Raw genomic sequence first — 17,961 nt, 5'->3', positions numbered from 1 at the left:
CCCTCGTCGGAAGCATCAGCGTCGGCTTCCTTGGCCTCTTCCTCTAGCCGGTATCCGCCAGGTTGAACCCAAACCGCCCCCACCCCTAAGGTGCTAAGTAGGCTTACCAAATCGGTTGGCGGGCCGCTGCAGGCGGCTCCAGGTCCATGAACTGTGGAAAGTGGGGAAACCTTAATGGCCAAGGAACAGGCAGCAGACCAGTACACCTTCCAGAACCCGGTCACCCGGTATCCGTCCATCTCGCCGCCCAAGCAGGACCAGCCCGAACCGGGGCTCGACGCGGACCTTGAACCGCAGACGGACCGCGGTGAGGATTCCTACCGCGGCACGGGACGGCTCGAGGGGCGCAAGGCCCTGATTACCGGGGCGGATTCCGGAATCGGCGCGGCGGTGGCCATCGCGTTCGCAAGAGAAGGGGCCGACGTCGCACTGGCCTACCTTCCGGAGGAAGAGGAGGATGCCGCCCACGTTATGGCCGTCATCAGGGATGCCGGGCGCACCGCCGTCGGGCTTCCCGGAGACGTGCGGGATCCGGCGTACTGCGCCCAGGTGGTCCAGGACGCGGTCGACGGACTGGGCGGGCTCGACATCCTGGTGAACAACGCCGGCAAGCAGATCGCCGTGGAAAGCCTCGAAGACCTCAGCGACGAGCAGCTTGACGACACGTTCAAGACCAACATCTACTCCTTCTTCCGCATCACCAAGGCAGCACTTCCGCACCTGCCGGCGGGCTCGAGCATCATCAATTCGACGTCGATCCAGGCCTACAGCCCCTCGCCGCACCTGCTGGACTATGCCAGCACCAAGGCGGCCATCAACAACTTCACCAAGGGCCTCTCACAGCAGCTGGCACCCAAGGGGATCCGGGTCAATGCCGTAGCACCGGGGCCATTCTGGACCCCGCTGCAGGTCTCCGACGGTCAGCCCAAGGAGGCCCTGCCGGAGTTTGGCAAGAACACCCCGCTGGGCCGCGCCGGACAGCCGACGGAACTTGCGCCGGCCTACGTGTTCCTGGCTTCCGCGGAATCCAGCTACGTGGTGGGTGAAACGCTGAACGTCAACGGCGGAATGCCCAGCCCCTAACCTGGGCACAGCAAAACGGGGCCGCCTCCAGTTGGAGGCGGCCCCGTTTGCTGTTTTGGGGTTCCCGGTTAGGCCGGTGCCTGGGCCGGAGGGAACTGGGCGCGGTCCACCCGGCGGTGGAAGCGCATGCCGGCCAAGCCACCCAGCAGGGCGCCGACCAGGCTCACGGTGAGGCTGGCAGCGAGGGCAAGCCAAGCACCACCCGAAATGCTGCCCAGATCCTGGGGCAGCGGGGCCACGGAATTCAACTGGGTGATGCTGCGGATATCGTTGCCGAAAATCAGGCCCACGATGATGACGACGGCGGCGGCGACCAGTGCCCAGAGCCACACGGCCAGGCCCTGCTTCAGGCCGTTGAACCGTGCCATCCGCCCGGCGACATACCCGCCGGCGTAGTACGCGAGAAGCAGGACGGCCAGCGCGATAATGGCACCCACCAGGCCTGCTGACTGGTCCGCCGATGCCTGGTCAAGGGCCGCACCAAGGTCCGTGTCCGTGGAAACGCCGACGGCGGCACCGATCGCTGCCGCTGCTGCGGAGAGCAGGACGACCATGCCTGTCGCCGTCAGCCAGCCAAAGAAAGCCGACCCAAACTTCATGCCGCCAAAACGCTCGCGCTCCGCGGCCAGCAGCGCTTCGCGGTTGGGCAGGCCCTGCGCCCGCGGGCCGCGGCCGGTGCGTTCGTGCCGATCGACGACCTCGGCCTGCTCCGGTGTGGTTCGGCCGGTACGGTAGGCGGCATCGTTGGGGTCACGGGTACCGGTGACTTCGGCGTCGTACCGCCTCGTGTCAGCGGTCCCTAAAACCTGGGTATCGTTTCGGCGGGTGCCTGGGGCGCCGAGGACCTCGGTGTCGTTCTGCCGGGTGCCGCGGGTGCCGAGGACTTCGGTGTCGTTCGGACGGTTGCCGCGGGTGCCTGGGGCGCCGAGGACTTCGGTGTCGTTCTGCCGGGGCCCAGCGGCTTCGCCGGTGTCTAGCCGACGGGTCACGTCAGGTTCGTTGCCCTTGGCGGTTTCGTCCTCGCGTGCAGCGAGGTCTTCCGCCTGCCGCCTACGGTCGCCTGCGGCTGTGCTGCCTGAATCCGTACTCATCTGCTGCTCCTTGCCGTTGATTGGTTCCGGACTGAAGATGACTTCGTAAGCAACCTTACTGTATGGCTGCCGGACGCAGGCGCGTCCGGGCAGAGACCGCCTGCGCGCCAGCAGCGGGCGTTCGGGTTGCCGTGCCGGATGCGAGACTGGAGCCCATGGACACGGATCTTTTTATTACAGTAGTCGCCGGGCTGCTGATCGCGGTGGGTGTGGCAGGCATCGTGGTTCCGGTGCTGCCGGGCAGCATCCTGATCCTGCTCAGCCTCCTGGGCTGGGCCATCGGCGTCAGCAGCGGGGCCGGCTGGTGGTCCTTTGCCGTCGGAGCGTTGTTTGCCCTGACTGGAATGTCCGCCAGCACCGTCCTTACCGGCCGCCGCCTGAAGCAGCGGCAAATTCCCAACCGGTCCGTGCTGATCGGCCTGGCGGCCGGGATCGTGGGGATGTTCGTGATCCCCGTGGTCGGACTGATCGCCGGCTTTGCGGCCGGGCTCCTACTCAGCGAGCTCGTCCGGCAGCGCAGTCTTTCCGCGGCAGCGTCCTCTTCCTGGGCGGCGCTCAAGGCCACCGGACTGGGGCTGCTTGTGGAGCTGGCGCTCGCCCTGGCAGCGGGAACCACCTGGGTGATCGGCGTCTGGGTCCACTTCGCCACACGCTAGCGGCGTTGCAGGGGCCCTGGCGGTGTCACTTGATGGCGTTCGGGTGTTTCGCCAGGGGAGTGACCTTGATTTTCATGTAGGGATACATGGGAAAACCACTGAGGATGCGATGAAGTTCGTCGTTGTCGGAGACGTCGTAAACGGAGTAGTTTGCGTACTCACCAACAACCCGCCAGATATCCTGCATCTTTCCTTCACGCTGGAGATTGCCGGAGTATTCCTTTTCCAGGGTGGTGAACTCGGCTTTCACCTCGTCCGACATCGACTCGGGGAAGGTGACGTCCATCCGTGCCAGAAAGAGCATTAGCTCGCCTCCAAGGGGTGTGATCTGCGTGCTGAAACCGGGGGAGAGCCGGATTAGATCACTATAGTCCCGCGTTCGAGCCTTGCCGTTCAGTCCAGGACAAGGCCCGCCGGCCGCGGAGGCTCGGGATGCAGGGATGTCAGGATATCCAGTACGGCCTGGGTTGCCCGGTTCGGTTTGCGCCGGTGAATGAGGGTCGCCGTCAGGTACTGGGCGGTCCCGGCCAGCGGCACAAGCCGCAGCCCCGGTGTAGCCACGTGCTGGACAGAGGACACGGTCAGGGTAACCCCTACTCCGGCAGCCACGAGCCCCAGGATTGTGTAGGAATCAGGAGCCTCCTGGGTAATCTTCGGGATAAAACCGGCCTTGGCGGCCAAATGGATCCCCATATCGCGCACTGTTGAACCCTGCTGGGCGGGGAACATAACCCAGGGCTCACCGGCGAGATCCATGAGGTCGATTTCCTCCTGACCGGCGAGCCAATGGTCCGTGGAGACCCCGACCAGGACGCGCTCGTATTCGAAGACCCTGTCGACCAAACCCGAGTAGGTGAGGGGGCGACGGCCGAAAGCCAGGTCAAGGTCGCCCGCAGCCACGAGCGACGGGGCGGAACCCGCGTAGACCATTGAGCGCAGGCGGAGTTCAACACCGGGGACGTCCCGCCGCACGGCACGGGTGATCCCCGGCAGCCACGGCCTGGATGAGGCTCCGGCGTACCCAAGGGCCACGGACCCCAGGACGGGGGCTCCTTCTTCCTCGATGGCCCGCCCCATAAGCCGGGCAGCCTCCACGGCCTGCCTGGCATAAGGCAGGGCGGCAGCCCCAGCTGGAGTCAGCTTCACGGCGCGGGTGGTTCGGTCCAGCAGTGTCTGGCCAAACTCCGTTTGGAGCCTGCGCAGCCACTGGCTCATCACGGGCTGTGCCACTCCCAGCCGCTCCGCGGCCCGGGTGAAATGGAGCTCTTCGGCGATCGTGACGAAGGCCTGAAGCAATTTAAGGTCCACGCTGCCTCCCGGCGGATATTTCATTCAGATTACGCATGAAAGTATGCCGTATTCATCTTGGACAGTTGTAATAGCCATAGGCAGTATTAGTCGGTATGGGCCAGTTCACAGTGGTGCATGAAATCCATCACTGCACTGTTCCAAGTTCGTGACGTATCGGATGGCGCCATCAATACACCTTTTAGATCTAAGGGGAGGCACACAACCATGGATGCCCCGCAGTCGCCGCGCTGGCGCCGTCGTCCTGAACCGTCCACCTGGGGTGACTTCGGCCCCGATGACGCTTTGGGCCGCATGAACCTGCTGACCCCGGCCAAAGTGGCAGAGGGCCTTGCCGAGGTGCGCGATGGGAGGGCGTTCGCCCTGGGCCTGCCGCTGACCCTTCCCGGGGGAAGTTCCCTGAACGCCAACCGGCTTCCTCCGATCCACCGCCCCAACCTGCGGGGGAGCAAGCCGAACGTAAACTGCGTTTTCGACACTCCCGGCGCCACCGACGTCATGAATGACGACCTCGTTGTGCTCCACACCCAGTACTCAACCCAATGGGACGCGCTCGTACACGTCGGCTCGATGTTCGACGCCGACGGCGACGGCGTACCCGAGCCGGTCTACTACAACGGCTTCAGGGCCGGCGTTGAGGTCCTCGGCCCCAGCGACGCAGCCGACTGCGGAATCCCCGGCCCCGGTGGAGCAACAACCGCAGACCTTGGCCCGTTGGGCATCGGCACGCTGGCCGGCCGGCCGGTACAGGGCAGGGCCGTGATGGTGGACCTCGCCCACCACTTCGGAACTGACGCCCGCGTGGTCGGTTTCGCGGAGATCCGTGCCGTACTCGAGGCCGACGGCATCGAGGTGCGCCCGGGGGACATCGTTACCATTCATACCGGCTTCGCCCAGCGTGTCCTTGAGATGGGCGGGGCCCCAGACGCCGGGGTGCTCCACAATTACGGCGCAGTCCTCAACGGCCGGGACCAGGAGCTGCTGGACTGGATCACCAACTCCGGGATTGCCGCCATCGCTGCCGACAACTACGCCGTCGAGCTGTATCCGGCCCTCCCTGCGCCCGGGCCGGCATCCATCCTGCCGCTGCACGAGCACTGCCTCTTCAAGCTCGGGGTGCAGCTGGGCGAACTCTGGTTCCTGACCGAACTGGCCGCCGCTCTGCGCGCCGCCGGCCGGACAGCCTTTTTGCTGACTGCGCAGCCACTGAACCTTCCAGGGGCGTCTGGTTCACCCCTGAATCCAATAGCCACGATCTAAGGAGCCCCGTGTCCTCCGAATCCTCCCGCCCAACAACCGGCGAACGGGTCCTCGTTACCGGCGGCGCCAACGGCATCGGCGCAGCTATCGCCGACCGCTGCCGCCAGGATGGCTATGAGCCGGTCATCCTCGATCAGCAGGGCGACGGCGTCATCCACTGCGATCTCCGGGATCCCGAATCCACCGCCGCGGCCCTGGAGCTTGCCCTCGCCGACGGCCCGATCACCCGTCTGGTTAACAACGTCGGCGCTGTTTTCCCGCACTCCGTCCAGGATCAGACCCTGCAGGAATTTGATGCAGCGTTCGCCCTGAACCTGCGCTCGGCATTCCAATGCGTCCAAGCATTGCTCCCGGGCATGCGTGAGTCCGGGCTCGGCCGCATCGTCTCGATGTCCTCTCGGGCGGCCCTGGGCAAGGAACTCCGTGCCGCGTATGCCTCCACCAAGGCCGGCTTGCTCGGACTAACCCGAGTAGTGGCCCTGGAAGAGGGGCGGTACGGCATTACCGCGAACGCAGTGGGGCCCGGGCCGATCGCCACCGATTTGTTCCGGAACGCCAATCCGGACGGCTCACCCCAGACCCGGAGCATCATCGAGTCCGTGCCGGTTCAGCGCATGGGCACCCCGGAGGATGTCGCCCACGCAGTGTCCTATCTGCTGGATGAGCGCAGCGGCTTTGTGACCGGCCAGACCCTCTATGTCTGCGGCGGCCTGACTGTAGGACGTGTCGATGTCTAAGCCAGCCCCCGCCCCGGTTGCGATCGTCGGGGGCGGGTCCATCGGCGTCGCCTTTGCCGTGGTTTTCGTTCGGGCGGGCCACCCGACGACGATTACCGATCCTGATCCCGGGCGCCGCGCAGCAGTTCCGGACGAGGTGGCAGCCAAGCTGGCGTCCCTGGCGGACGCCGGCCTGCTGACGGAGGATCCCGGCCTGGTCGCCGGACGGGTCACGGTCTCACCGACGGTCGCCGAGGCGGTGGAGGGCGCGGTCCTGGTTCAGGAATGCGCTCCGGAACGTCTCGACATCAAGCGTGCGCTGTTCGCGGAACTGGGGAAACTCACCGGTGAGCGGACGATCCTGGCGAGCTCGTCGTCGGCCATCCCTGCCTCCCAGGTCGCGGAGGGGCTTCCCTTCGCTGACCGCATCCTCGTGGCGCATCCCGGCAACCCGCCGTTCCTGCTCCCGATCATCGAACTCGTGCCATCCGGGGAGACTCGGCCGGATCTGGTCGAGGAAGCCCGCCGCCTGTACACGGACGCCGGGATGTCCCCGGTGCTCGTGGCCAAGGAAGTCGAAGGGTTCATCTTCAACCGGCTCCAAGGTGCCGTGCTGCGCGAGGCCTACGCACTGGTGCGCGACGGCGTCGCCACCGTCGAGGACATCGACACAGTGATGCGCGATGGCCTGGGCCGGCGCTGGTCCTTTATGGGCCCGTTCGAAACCGTCGACCTCAATACCCGCGGGGGCATTGCCGCCCACGCCGAGAAGATGGGGCCGGCCTACGAGCGGATGGGTGCAGAGCGCGGGCAGCACGACCCATGGACCCCCGAGCTCGTGGCGGAAGTCGCTCAGCAGCGCCGCACCGTCCTGCCCCTCGATGAGTGGGAAGGCCGGGTCGCCTGGCGCGACCGGCAGCTCGCCGCCTCTCATCGCGGACACCTTCCGCATAGCAGCATCAACAACTACCACCCACCCAGAAGAGGGAACATGACAACGACACCTCAGACGCGCCGTAAGGGAAATGTCCTTGACCGGACTGCAGGTTTCTTTACCAACCTGATGGACAAGTACCTGCCTGATCCGCTGGTCATCGCCATCATCCTGACCGGCCTGACCATGATCCTGGCCGTCCTCTTCCAGGGCAGCTCCCCGATGGAGGTCATCAATTACTGGGGTGGCGGCTTCTGGGATCTGCTTGCGTTCACGATGCAGATGACCGTGGTGCTCCTGGCCGGCTACATCCTGGCCAAGACCCCGCTCGTCGACCGGCTGCTTGATGTCCTGACCAGCCGGGTCTCCTCCCCGTATGTCGCCATTGCCGTCGCAACACTGGTCGGCGGTATCGGCAGCTGGCTGAACTGGGGTTTCGGCCTGGTCATGGGTGGCATCGTCGCCCAGAAACTGGGGATGAACGTCAAGGGTCTGCACTACCCCCTGGCCATTGCGGCGGGCTACTCAGGCTTTGCCGTGTACGGCATCGGACTCTCCGGGTCGGTTCCGCTGCTCATCGCCACCGAGGGACACTTCCTGCAGGACCAGATTGGTCTGGTGCCGCTCGCGGACACGATCTTCTCGCCGTACCTGCTGCTCACCAACCTTGCCGTGATCGTGCTCCTGCCCCTGTTCAACATGGCCCTGCACCCCAAGGACCCGAGCAGGATCAAGGAGCTGGACCGTTCCACTGTCAACGTGAGCAAGCCGGTGGCGCCCACCGGCCAGCGCTCCACCCTGGCCGCCAAGCTGAACAACAGCCCGGTCATCGGCATCGGCATCGGCGTGCTCGCACTCGTCTACGCGGTCAACTACTTCTTCCAGGGCGGCACGCTGAACCTGGACGCCGTGAACTTTATGTTCCTGTTCCTGGGCATCTTCCTCTTCGCCCGTCCGTCCGCCTTCCTCAATGCGGTTAACGACGGCGTCCGGATCGTCGCCGGCATCATCATCCAGTACCCGTTCTATGCCGGCATCATGGGCATTCTGGTGGGCTCGGGACTCGTAGTGTCCTTCGCCAATGCCTTCGGAGCCTTCTCCACCGCGGAAACCCTGCCGTTCTGGTCGTTTATTTCCGGCGGCATCATCAATCTCCTCGCTCCCTCAGGCGGCGGCCAGTGGGCAGTCCAGGGGCCCGTCATGATGGAGGCAGCCCAGGCTCTTGGCGCCAACAACGCGGCGACGGCGGTGGCCGTGCAGATTGGCGATCAGTGGACCAACATGGTCCAGCCGTTCTGGATCCTTCCGGTCCTGGCGATTTCGGGACTGAAGCTGCGGGACGTTATGGGCTACATGGTCCTGATCCTCGTTTTCCTCGGCCTGATCTTTGGCACCTCCGTCCTCCTGTGGGGCTACCTGGCTGTCTGATCCCTTCCCTTCCGAAAGCATCCCTCGAGAGGAGAGAAGCCCTTGCCCTTCCTGATTGAGACTTTTGACGCCCCGGAACGTTCCCACATCCGCCGCGAGCGGTACCAGGAGCACCTGGACTTCCTGGCCGAGCAGGCTGATCTGCTGCTCGCCTGCGGCGCGAAACTGTCCGACGACGGCGCGTCAGCCGACGGCGGGATCTACCTGGTGAACGTGGAGACCCGCGACGAAGCGGAGTCCTTCATTGCCCGCGATCCCTTTATGCAGGGCAATCTGTTTCGCGACGTCGTTGTCCAACGCTGGCGGAAGGCATACCTCGGAGGCGAGAGCTTCCTGTAGCGAGAGGTGCTGCGAACTGAATGGGCGCTGTTTGGGAGCCTGGACGCTGAGCCAGTCTCCCGGACAGCGCCCATTCGGCGTTGTCCGGGGCTGTCCGGGGTCCCCTGCCGCAGGGGCCGGGCGCAACGCCGGCGTTCGTCATAAAGCGACCCGGAGAAATTTAGCTTGTGTGCTCGGTCACATCGGCCATATAGTTCCAGTAGTTCTCTATACGAAACAAGTGTTCGATTATCGAACTGGCTGGCGAGTGTGTGACCCACGAAAAACTGGGTCGTACCCGAACGAGGCCCTGCACGCAGAAGATTGGCGGACCGGGTTTTTGTCATAAAAAGAAAAAGCTGTGTCGCCAGTCACGGTTAGCGGTATCTTGGCGACTGGTTACCGACCGTTCTTTCAGTAATCCCTTCCCCCAGCCATAGACAACGGAGTTTCAATGACTACAAAGAGCGCGTCCGCTGCGCCGTCCCAGCGGATGAGCCGGGAGGAACGCAAGGTACTTGCGGGCACCCTGGTTGGTACCACTATCGAGTGGTACGACTTCTTCATTTATGCCCAGGCCGCCGGCTTTGTCCTGGCCACGCTGTACTTTGCCCCGCTGGGCGAGGGCAGCGCGCTGGCACAGATCGTTTCCTTCGCCTCGATCGGTATCAGCTTCCTGTTCCGCCCGCTCGGTGCCATCGTCGCCGGCCACCTGGGCGACAAGCTGGGCCGCAAGCAGATGCTGGTGTTCACCCTGATCATGATGGGCGCCGCCACGGCGCTGATCGGTGTGCTGCCTACCTACGCGCAGATCGGCGTCGCGGCTCCGATCCTGCTGCTGGTTCTGCGCATCCTGCAGGGCTTCTCCGCCGGCGGCGAATGGGGCGGTGCCGCACTGCTCTCCGTCGAGCATGCTCCCATCAATAAGCGCGGTTTCTTCGGGGCCTACCCGCAGATCGGTGTGCCGGTCGGCATGATCCTGGCAACCTTCGTGATGTTCGTGATCTCCACGTCGATGAGCGAGGAAGCCTTCCTCGAATATGGCTGGCGGATCCCGTTCCTTCTCTCCGTCGTCCTGATCCTGGTTGGCTACTTCATCCGCCGTTCGGTCGATGAGAGCCCGGTCTTCAAGGAAATGCAGCAGCGCAAGAAGGAATCCTCCGCTCCGCTGGGGCAGCTCTTCAAGTACAACTCCCGCGAAGTCATCCTCGCTGCACTGATCTTCATTGCCAACAACGCCGCGGGCTACCTGGTGATCGCCTTCTTCGCCTCCTACGCCGGCAAGACCCTGGGCATGGAGCGTCCGGCCGTGCTGCTGGCCACCACCATCGGGTCCTTCGGCTGGCTGATCTTCACCATGTACGGCGGTATGCTCTCGGACAAGATCGGCCGGGTCCGAACCTTCCAGATCGGCTACGCGTGGGTGTTCCTCTGGGCGATTCCGATGTTCCTGCTGATTGACACTGGCAACATCGTGCTGTTCGCCGTGTCCATCTTTGTGCTGACCATCGGCCTGGGTCTCTCCTACGGACCGCAGTCCGCACTGTACGCAGAGATGTTCCCGGCCCGTGTCCGCTACTCCGGTGTCTCCATCGGCTACGCCCTCGGCGCGATCCTCGGCGGTGCGTTCGCCCCGATGATTGCCCAGCTGCTGCTGGATCAGACCGGCTGGTCCGGGTCGATTGGCATCTACATCATGGTGCTCTGCGTAATCTCCTTCGTGGCAGTGACCATGGTCAAGGAAACCAAGGGCGCAGACCTCGGTGTTGACGAGTCCCACCGGGTTCCGAAGGCCGGCTAACTGATCCGCTGCCTGACCCCAGAGTAAAAACAGAGACCGGCCCCTTGGAGCGTCAAGGGGCCGGTTTTCTGTCTGTAGCTAGGGTGATGGCTGTGGTGGCGGCTGCGGAACCAAGCCGCTGCCGGACTCATTCGAAACAGCGTGATAGACATGGACGTTTAGCCTGCGCTAACGCCAGCGGCGGTTCAGGTGCGGGCTTTCCAATAGATGGAAGGACGCAATGATGCTTGGTACCTCCCGGCAAACGCAAAGGCGGGAACGCACTGCCCGGTTCGGGTTCGCCTTCATCGGCGTCCTGCTTATTGCGGCCAACCTCCGGGTGTCCTTCGTCAGTGTTGGGCCGGTCCTCTCAAACATCAGCAGCGACCTGGAGCTGTCCACCACAGCAGCAGGGTTCCTCACTGGCCTTCCGCTCATTGCCTTCGCAGTCTTCTCGCCCATGGCGCCCGGGTTCGCGGCCCGGCTGGGCCTTGACCGGGCAATGTGGGTATCACTGCTCTTCCTCGCTCTGGGCATTGTGCTCCGCTCCCTGCCGGTGTCCGGTTTTCTCTGGGCGGGCACGGCGATGATCGGTCTGGGCGTAGCGTTCCTCAACGTCCTGGTTCCCTCGCTGGTGAAGCGGGACTTCCCGTTGAAGGTCAGCCAGGTCACCGGCAGCTACACGGCAGTGCAGGCGGGCATCGCCGCGATCGGTGCCGCACTGGTTGTTCCGGTGGCACAGACTTCCCCGGCAGGATGGCGGCTTGCCCTGGGGATTTGGGCCGGAATGGCGCTCATCGCGATGGCGGTGCTTCTGCCGTGGCTGCGCCGGCATGTCTCCGAGAACAAGAGCGCGTCCCCAGAGGACGTTTCCTACCGGTCGCCCTGGAGCTCGGCTTTGGGCTGGCAGGTGACCTTGTTTATGGGCCTGCAGTCGATCGCTTTTTACGTCTTGATGGGCTGGCTGCCCACCATCGAACAGGACCACGGCGTTTCCGCCACCACCGCAGGCCTCCACCTGTCCTTGTTCCTTCTCATCAATGTCTTCGCCAGCCTCGCCGCCGGGAGCCTGCTGCACCGGGGAACGGATCAGCGGCTGATCGCCTTCGTCAGCGGCGCGTTGATGGTGGTGACGTTCCTCGGGCTGGCCGTGGCGCCGGGAATCACGTTGCTGTGGGTGGTGGTCGGCTCGGTGGGGTGCGGCAGCCTCATTGTCATCGCCCTGTCACTGTTCAGCCTGCGGAGCCTGAATTACCCGCAGGCGGCGTCCTTGTCCGGCATGGCACAGTGCGTCGGCTATGGCCTGGGCGCGATGGGCCCGGTGCTGTTCGGCGCCCTGCGGGAACTGAGCGGAGACTGGACGCTTCCGCTTCTTGTCACGGCGGGCATCATGGCCGTTCTCGCCGTCATGGGCCTGCTGGCCGGACGGGACCGGGTAATCAGCCACGCCTGACCACCGGGCCAGGCCCGTTACCGGGTGAGGGTGCCGATTTCGTTCCCGGCGGCGTCGTAAAGCCGGAGCGTATCCGCTTCCGCGACGGCGGTGGCGGCGGTTCCCAGCCACTGGTCCACATCGGGGCAGGCCATCATTGTCATGCCCATTTCCGAGAAGACCACAGTGCCGTCCTCCAGCGTCCAGCTGCCCATCAGGCGGTTGCAGCCGTCCGTTCCGCTGAGCCTGCCGTCCGAGGCAAGGTTCAGGGACGGTTCGCGCATGTTGTCAGGGTTTCCCCAGGTGCCTTCCACACCTTCGGGGGAGGAAGAGCCGGGCGACGCCGGTTCCGAGCCCGCTGACCCGGAGCCGGAGCCGGCATCGGTGGCGCAGGCGGAGAGGCCCAGGGCCAAGGCCAGTGCAAGAAGAAGGTAACGGGAACGCATGGGGGGCCTCCTAGAGCCAGTTATTTCGCTTGAACGCGGCGTAAAGCAGTATGCCCAGCACCACCATAAGGCCGAGGGCCATGGGGTAGCCCAGCGCCCAGTTGAGCTCGGGCATGTTTTCGAAGTTCATTCCGTACACCGTGCCTACAAGGGTAGGCGCGAACAGGATGGCGGCCCAGGCGGAGATTTTCTTGGTCTGCTCATTCTGGGCCACGGAGGTTTCCGCCAGCCGGTTGGATGCCAGGGTGGAGCTGAGCTGCAGCGCGTTGTCCAGCAGGGCACGGTAGGAAGCTATCCGATCGGTGAGGCGCAGGACGTGGTCCAGGACGTCGCCCAAGTTGTCCTTAAGTTCGTCCGGCATGCCGTAGCCGCCGGGATTGCGCTGCAGTTCGCCCACCACGTATTCCAGCGGCGTGATGGCCCGCTGGCAGGCGATCACCTCGCGGGAGAGTTCGTAGATGCGCCGGGAGACTTCCGCGTCCCCACCGAACAGCTCGTCCTCGATCTCGTCGATGTCGTTCTCCAGGCCGACGGCCACCGGAGCGTATTCGTCCACCACCTGGTCAAGGATCGCGTACAGCACAGCGTGCGGGCCAAGGGCCAGCAGCGATTCATCCTGTTCCAGGCGTTTGCGGACCCGGGCCAGATCCGGAGATTCCGCGTGCCGGACCGTCACCACGAAGTTCGGTCCCACAAACAGGTGCAGCTCCCCGAGTTCCACGCGTTCGACGTCGTCGAGGTAGCGGGCGGGGCGGAGCACCACGAAGAGCTGCTCACCATATTGCTCCAGCTTGGAGCGCTGGTGGAGGGCGAGGGCATCTTCAACGCTCAGCAGATTCAGCCCGAACTCTTCCGAGACAGCCAGCAGTTCCACGTTGTCCGGCCGATACAGTCCGATCCAGGCCATGCCGCCGGACTCGCGGGTCAGTTCGAAGGTCTCCTCGAGCGTTTCGGGACTGTGCAGGCGCTGTCCATCCACGTACACCGCGTTGTCGACCAGCGTCACTGTCTGCTCCTTCTGCTGCCGCCGGGAATCTCCGGGCGGCGCCCCAGGGGGCACAGCCCATTATCCGTGCTGGCTGGCAAAACGCGTGCGCACGGCGGCGGCGGGCTGCGGCGGCGGTGGAGAATCGCGTTTCAGCCGCCTCCCGCGCGTCTGTAAAAGACCGGCTACCCCCACCTTGACGGCGATTGTAAGTATGTCAGTACAAACAATTGACATGACATATTCGCTCAGGCAGAGTAGTTGATGTGGCTTGGCTCACAACCTGCCGGCAGGCGGCCGCAAAGGGCCGGCCTGAATACAGAAAGGCTGAGGATCTAGTGGCTCACGATTTGCTCACCATGGGACGGATCAGCGTTGACATCTATCCGAACAACATTGGGGTTGGGCTGGCCGACGTCAGTACGTTTGGCAAGTACCTGGGCGGCTCCCCGTCCAATGTTGCAGTAGCCGCTGCCCGGCACGGCCGCCGAAGCGCCGTCATCACCCGCACCGGGGAAGATCCATTCGGCGAATATCTGCACCGAGAGCTGCAAAAGTTCGGTGTTGACGACAGCTTCGTCACTGCGGTTCCCAGCCTCCAAACCCCGGCCACATTCTGCGCGATCCTGCCGCCCGATGACTTCCCGTTGTACTTCTACGGCCGTTTCCCCACCGCTCCGGACCTGCAGATCGCTGCCAAGGACCTGGATCTGGACGCCATCCGGAACGCCGGCATCTTTTGGTCCACTGTCACCGGCCTGTGCCAGGAACCCAGCCGCTCCGCCCACCTTGCCGCCCATGAGGCGCGGCGGCGCGATGATCTGCAGCCCGGCAAATACACGATTCTGGACCTGGACTACCGTCCGATGTTCTGGAACAGCGAAGAAGACGCCCGTGAGCAGATTTCCCGGATCCTGCCGCACGTGAGCATAGCCATCGGCAACGACCAGGAATGCGCCGTTGCGGTGGGCCCCGGCACCCCGGACGAGCAGGCTGACCGGCTGCTCGAGGCCGGCGTCGAGATCGCTGTGGTCAAACTCGGGCCCGACGGCGTAATGGCCAAGACCCGCACCGAACGCGTTGTTTCCGCTCCGGTTCCCGTTCAGACGCTGAACGGCTTGGGCGCGGGCGATGCCTTCGGCGGGGCCTTCTGCCACGGACTGCTGGCAGGCTGGCCGCTCAAGGCCGTGCTGGACTATGCGAATGCCTCCGGCGCCCTGGTGGCCTCGCGTCTGTCCTGCGCAGACGCTATGCCCACCCCGAACGAGGTCAACGCGCTGCTCGCAGAACACGGACGCGACGTGCCGGCACCCGTCGAGGCCGTCCGATGAGCGAATTCGACGACAATCCGCGCCGGTATGAACTCCTCTCCCGCATCCGGTTGGAGGATCCCGACGCCGTGGCCCGGGCAGCAGCCGCACGCCGGCCCCACCCGGGGCTGAAGCTGGGTGAACAGAACTTCATCCTGGCCGCGGACCATCCCGCGCGGGGCGCCCTCGCGGTCGGCACCAATCCAACGGCAATGGCCGACCGGCGGGACCTCCTGGACCGGATGCAGGAAGCCCTGGCCAACCCGGCTGTGGACGGTGTGCTGGCGAGCCCCGACATCATGGACGATTTGCTGCTGCTCGGCGCGCTGCACGGCAAACTGCTTTTCGGCTCCATGAACCGCGGCGGACTGGCCGGCTTCGTGAATGAGGTCGATGACCGCTTCACCGCGCACACTGCCGAGGCCCTCCATACGCTCGGCGCGACGGGCGGCAAAATGCTCACCCGTATTTGCCTGGGCGACCCGGCGACGGCGGCGACGCTGGAGTCCACGGCCAAGGCCATCGACTCCCTCGCCGAGCGCCGGCTCGTCGCCATGGTGGAGCCGTTCATCTCCGTCTGGGAGAACGGGCGGATTCGCAACGATCTGGGCACCGACGCCGTGATCAAGTCCGTCGCCATCGCCTCCGGCCTCGGATCCACCAGCGCCTACACCTGGATGAAGCTGCCGGTGGTCCAGGACATGGAGCGCGTTATGGCCGCCACCACCATGCCAACCGTGCTGCTGGGCGGGGATCCGTCCGGCACGGCCGAGGAGATCTATTCGAGCTGGCAGGCCGCGCTGCGGCTGCCGGGCGTGCAGGGACTGACCGTTGGCCGGACCTTGCTGTACCCGAAGGACGGCAGCGTGGGAGAGGCCGTGGCCACCGCCGCGTCGCTGCTGAAAACCCGTACCGGACAGGAGATCGCCAGCTGATGGCAAACCGCAGAATGACAGTGGCCCAGGCGGTCGTAGAGTTCCTGGGCAAGCAGTACACCGTTGACGACGTCGGCGGAACCGAATACCGCGAACGGCTGATCCCCGGCATGTTCGGCATCTTTGGCCACGGCAACGTTGCCGGCGTCGGCCAGGCCCTGAAGCAATGGCAGGTGCAGGACCCCACGGTGATGCCCTACTACCAGGGACGCAACGAGCAGGCCCAGGTCCACCAGTCCGTGGGCTACGCCCGGCACACCCGCCGCCGCGCCACCTTCGCCGTCTCGAGTTCGATCGGTCCGGGTTCCACCAACCTGCTGACCGGTGCGGCGCTGGCAACCACCAACCGCCTGCCGGTGCTGCTGCTGCCCTCGGACACCTTTGCCACCCGGGTGGCGGACCCAGTGCTCCAGCAGTTGGAACGGCCGGACGCCTACGACATCACGGTCAACGACGCCTTCCGCCCGTTGTCCAAGTATTTCGACCGCGTCTCCCGCCCGGAGCAGCTGTTCTCCGCATTCCATCATGGGCTCCGCGTCCTGACCGACCCGGCTGAGACCGGCGCCGTGACCATCTCCCTCCCGCAGGATGTGCAGGCGGAAGTGCTGGATGTGCCCGAGGAGTTCCTGGCCGAGCGGGAATGGCGGATCCGCCGCCCCGAGCCGGAGGACGCTGACATCCGCCGCGCCGCCGCACAGATCCGGGCGGCCAAGCGCCCGCTGATCATCGCCGGAGGCGGCGTGCTGTACTCCTTCGCCAACGAGCAGCTCGCCGAGCTGGCCGAACTCACGGGCATCCCGGTCACCTACACCCAGGCCGGCGTCGGCGTCCTGCCCTGGGATGCGCCCTACTGCCTCGGCGCGGTGGGTTCAACGGGCACGACGGCGGCCAATGCCGCCGCCCGCGACGCTGACCTGATCCTCGGTATCGGCACCCGCTACGAAGACTTCACCACCGCCTCCCGTACCGCCTTCCAGAACCCGGACGTACGGTTCATCAACATCAACGTGGCGCCGATCGATGCCTACAAGCAGGGCGCCAGCCTGCCGATCGTCGCCGACGCCCGCAAGAGCCTGGTCAAGCTCACCGCGATGCTCTCCGGCTACCGGGTCTCCGGCGACCTGGAGCGCCAGCTGGGTGCGGCGAAGGAGCGGTGGAACCAAACGGTGGACGAGGCGTTCGATACCCGGCACACCCCGCTGCCGAGCCAGAACGAGATCATCGGTGCCGTCAACCGCACCATGGACCCCCGCGACGTCGTCATCTGCGCGGCGGGCTCGCTCCCCGGTGACCTGCACAAGATGTGGCGTGTCCGGGACCCGTTCGGATACCACGTGGAATACGCCTATTCCTGCATGGGGTATGAAATCCCGGGCGGCCTGGGCGTGAAGCGCGCGGTGACCGACGAGGCCGGACGCGCCGCGGAGGGCTCGGAGGACGCCCAGCCGCGCGACGTCGTCGTGATGGTCGGTGACGGCTCCTACCTGATGATGCACACCGAACTGGTCACCGCCGTGGCCGAGGGCATCAAGCTCATCACGGTGCTCATCCAGAACCATGGCTACGCCTCCATCGGCGCGCTGTCGGAGTCCCTCGGTTCGCAGCGGTTCGGCACCCGGTATCGCACGCTGGACAGGAAAAGCCACACCTTCGACGACGGTGAGAAGCTGCCGATCGACCTGGCCGCCAACGCTGAATCACTCGGCGTGCGGGTGATCCGCGTCGAGCCCGGCGAGGACGTCATCGCGGACTTGGAAGCGGCGGTCGCCAAGGCCAAGGCCGAGCCGGAAGGAACCGGTCCCGTGCTGATCCATGTGGAATCCGATCCGCTGATCGACGCGCCGGATTCCGAGTCCTGGTGGGACGTGCCCGTGGCCGGGGTCTCCGAGCTGGACTCCACCCGGAGCGCGTACCAGGTCTATAAGGACCAAAAGGCGCACCAGCGGCCGCTGCTCGGCTGAGCGGCCGGACCCCCTAACCCACGCACGGCTGAAAGGACCGATCAATGGTTGAGAACAAGCTGATCATCGGCACCGCCCCCGATTCCTGGGGCGTTTGGTTTCCGGACGACCCCAAACAGACCCCCTGGGAGCGTTTCCTGGATGAGGTCGCTGAATCCGGTTATAAGTGGATCGAGCTGGGCCCCTACGGTTACCTGCCGACTGACCCGTCCCGGTTGGCGGATGAACTGAAGGCTCGTGACCTGAAAGTCTCCGCCGGCACCGTGTTCACCGCGTTCCACCGCGGGGTGGACCAGTGGGACATCGCCTGGGAGCCGG

The 17,961-nt window shown here is 65.1% G+C and carries 16 protein-coding genes and 1 pseudogene; 12 read left to right on the top strand and 5 right to left on the bottom strand.

Annotation, left to right across the window (positions count from 1 at the left end; translation table 11 throughout):
• Positions 1–174 precede the first annotated feature (174 nt).
• Positions 175–1,083, top strand: a complete 909-nt coding sequence (locus RTN46_RS07565; protein ID WP_312180273.1) for an SDR family oxidoreductase — start codon at positions 175–177, stop codon at positions 1,081–1,083.
• Positions 1,084–1,151: 68 nt separating this feature from the next.
• On the opposite strand, the gene RTN46_RS07560 is transcribed toward RTN46_RS07565, so the two are convergent.
• Positions 1,152–2,174 (bottom strand): TIGR04086 family membrane protein, encoded by a 1,023-nt coding sequence (locus tag RTN46_RS07560; RefSeq protein ID WP_312180272.1) that lies wholly within the window; start codon positions 2,172–2,174, stop codon positions 1,152–1,154.
• 155 nt (positions 2,175–2,329) lie between these two features.
• Here RTN46_RS07560 and RTN46_RS07555 point away from each other — a divergent pair, with 155 nt between their 5' ends.
• A complete protein-coding gene (locus tag RTN46_RS07555) occupies positions 2,330–2,830 on the top strand; it encodes a DUF456 domain-containing protein (RefSeq protein WP_312180271.1) in 501 nt (166 codons plus the stop codon).
• A 25-nt stretch (positions 2,831–2,855) separates the two neighbouring features.
• On the opposite strand, the gene catC is transcribed toward RTN46_RS07555, so the two are convergent.
• Entirely contained in the window at positions 2,856–3,134 is a 279-nt protein-coding gene (gene catC, locus RTN46_RS07550) for a muconolactone Delta-isomerase (protein ID WP_312180269.1), read from the bottom strand.
• An 89-nt stretch (positions 3,135–3,223) separates the two neighbouring features.
• Positions 3,224–4,138 carry a LysR family transcriptional regulator gene (locus RTN46_RS07545; protein WP_312180267.1) on the bottom strand — a complete coding sequence of 305 codons (915 nt, stop codon included), beginning with the start codon at positions 4,136–4,138 and terminating at the stop codon, positions 3,224–3,226.
• Between the two features lie 207 nt (positions 4,139–4,345).
• Between RTN46_RS07545 and RTN46_RS07540 the strand changes: the two genes are divergently transcribed.
• The 6 genes from RTN46_RS07540 to RTN46_RS07515 all read left to right on the top strand — a co-directional run bounded on the left by RTN46_RS07540 (position 4,346) and on the right by RTN46_RS07515 (position 12,027).
• Positions 4,346–5,398 carry a cyclase family protein gene (locus RTN46_RS07540; RefSeq protein ID WP_312180266.1) on the top strand — a complete coding sequence of 351 codons (1,053 nt, stop codon included), beginning with the start codon at positions 4,346–4,348 and terminating at the stop codon, positions 5,396–5,398.
• Positions 5,399–5,406: 8 nt separating this feature from the next.
• Complete coding sequence (locus RTN46_RS07535; protein ID WP_312180265.1) at positions 5,407–6,135, top strand: SDR family oxidoreductase; 729 nt, start codon at positions 5,407–5,409, stop codon at positions 6,133–6,135.
• Positions 6,128–8,476, top strand: coding sequence for a 3-hydroxyacyl-CoA dehydrogenase (locus RTN46_RS07530; RefSeq protein WP_312180264.1), 2,349 nt, complete (start codon positions 6,128–6,130; stop codon positions 8,474–8,476). Before RTN46_RS07535 ends, RTN46_RS07530 begins: the two co-directional genes overlap by 8 nt.
• A gap of 42 nt (positions 8,477–8,518) precedes the next feature.
• Entirely contained in the window at positions 8,519–8,815 is a 297-nt protein-coding gene (locus RTN46_RS07525) for a YciI family protein (RefSeq protein WP_312180262.1), read from the top strand.
• Between the two features lie 433 nt (positions 8,816–9,248).
• Entirely contained in the window at positions 9,249–10,595 is a 1,347-nt protein-coding gene (locus tag RTN46_RS07520) for an MFS transporter (RefSeq protein WP_312180261.1), read from the top strand.
• A 220-nt stretch (positions 10,596–10,815) separates the two neighbouring features.
• Positions 10,816–12,027: an MFS transporter gene (locus RTN46_RS07515; protein WP_312180258.1), complete on the top strand. Its 1,212-nt coding sequence runs from the start codon at positions 10,816–10,818 to the stop codon at positions 12,025–12,027.
• Between the two features lie 17 nt (positions 12,028–12,044).
• On the opposite strand, the gene RTN46_RS07510 is transcribed toward RTN46_RS07515, so the two are convergent.
• The gene (locus tag RTN46_RS07510; RefSeq protein ID WP_312180257.1) at positions 12,045–12,452 is read right to left on the bottom strand and encodes an META domain-containing protein; all 408 of its coding nucleotides are present in this window, start codon (positions 12,450–12,452) and stop codon (positions 12,045–12,047) included.
• Positions 12,453–12,462: 10 nt separating this feature from the next.
• On the bottom strand, positions 12,463–13,458 hold the full coding sequence (gene corA, locus RTN46_RS07505; RefSeq protein ID WP_312180256.1) for a magnesium/cobalt transporter CorA: 996 nt from the start codon (positions 13,456–13,458) through the stop codon (positions 12,463–12,465).
• A gap of 317 nt (positions 13,459–13,775) precedes the next feature.
• On the opposite strand from corA, the gene iolC reads away from it, so the two are divergent.
• The 4 genes and pseudogenes from iolC to RTN46_RS07485 all read left to right on the top strand — a co-directional run.
• Positions 13,776–14,768, top strand: a complete 993-nt coding sequence (gene iolC / locus RTN46_RS07500; RefSeq protein ID WP_312180254.1) for a 5-dehydro-2-deoxygluconokinase — start codon at positions 13,776–13,778, stop codon at positions 14,766–14,768.
• Positions 14,765–15,682: a deoxyribose-phosphate aldolase gene (locus RTN46_RS07495; RefSeq protein WP_312180253.1), complete on the top strand. Its 918-nt coding sequence runs from the start codon at positions 14,765–14,767 to the stop codon at positions 15,680–15,682. Before iolC ends, RTN46_RS07495 begins: the two co-directional genes overlap by 4 nt.
• A gap of 14 nt (positions 15,683–15,696) precedes the next feature.
• Complete coding sequence (gene iolD, locus RTN46_RS07490; RefSeq protein WP_312180297.1) at positions 15,697–17,643, top strand: 3D-(3,5/4)-trihydroxycyclohexane-1,2-dione acylhydrolase (decyclizing); 1,947 nt, start codon at positions 15,697–15,699, stop codon at positions 17,641–17,643.
• A gap of 44 nt (positions 17,644–17,687) precedes the next feature.
• Positions 17,688–17,961: pseudogene (locus RTN46_RS07485) on the top strand (2-keto-myo-inositol dehydratase); the annotation flags it as partial.

The sequence above is a fragment of the Arthrobacter sp. genome, assembly GCF_031988865.1.
Taxonomy (GTDB): domain Bacteria; phylum Actinomycetota; class Actinomycetes; order Actinomycetales; family Micrococcaceae; genus Arthrobacter_B.
This window is presented reverse-complemented; position numbering and strand designations above follow the sequence as displayed.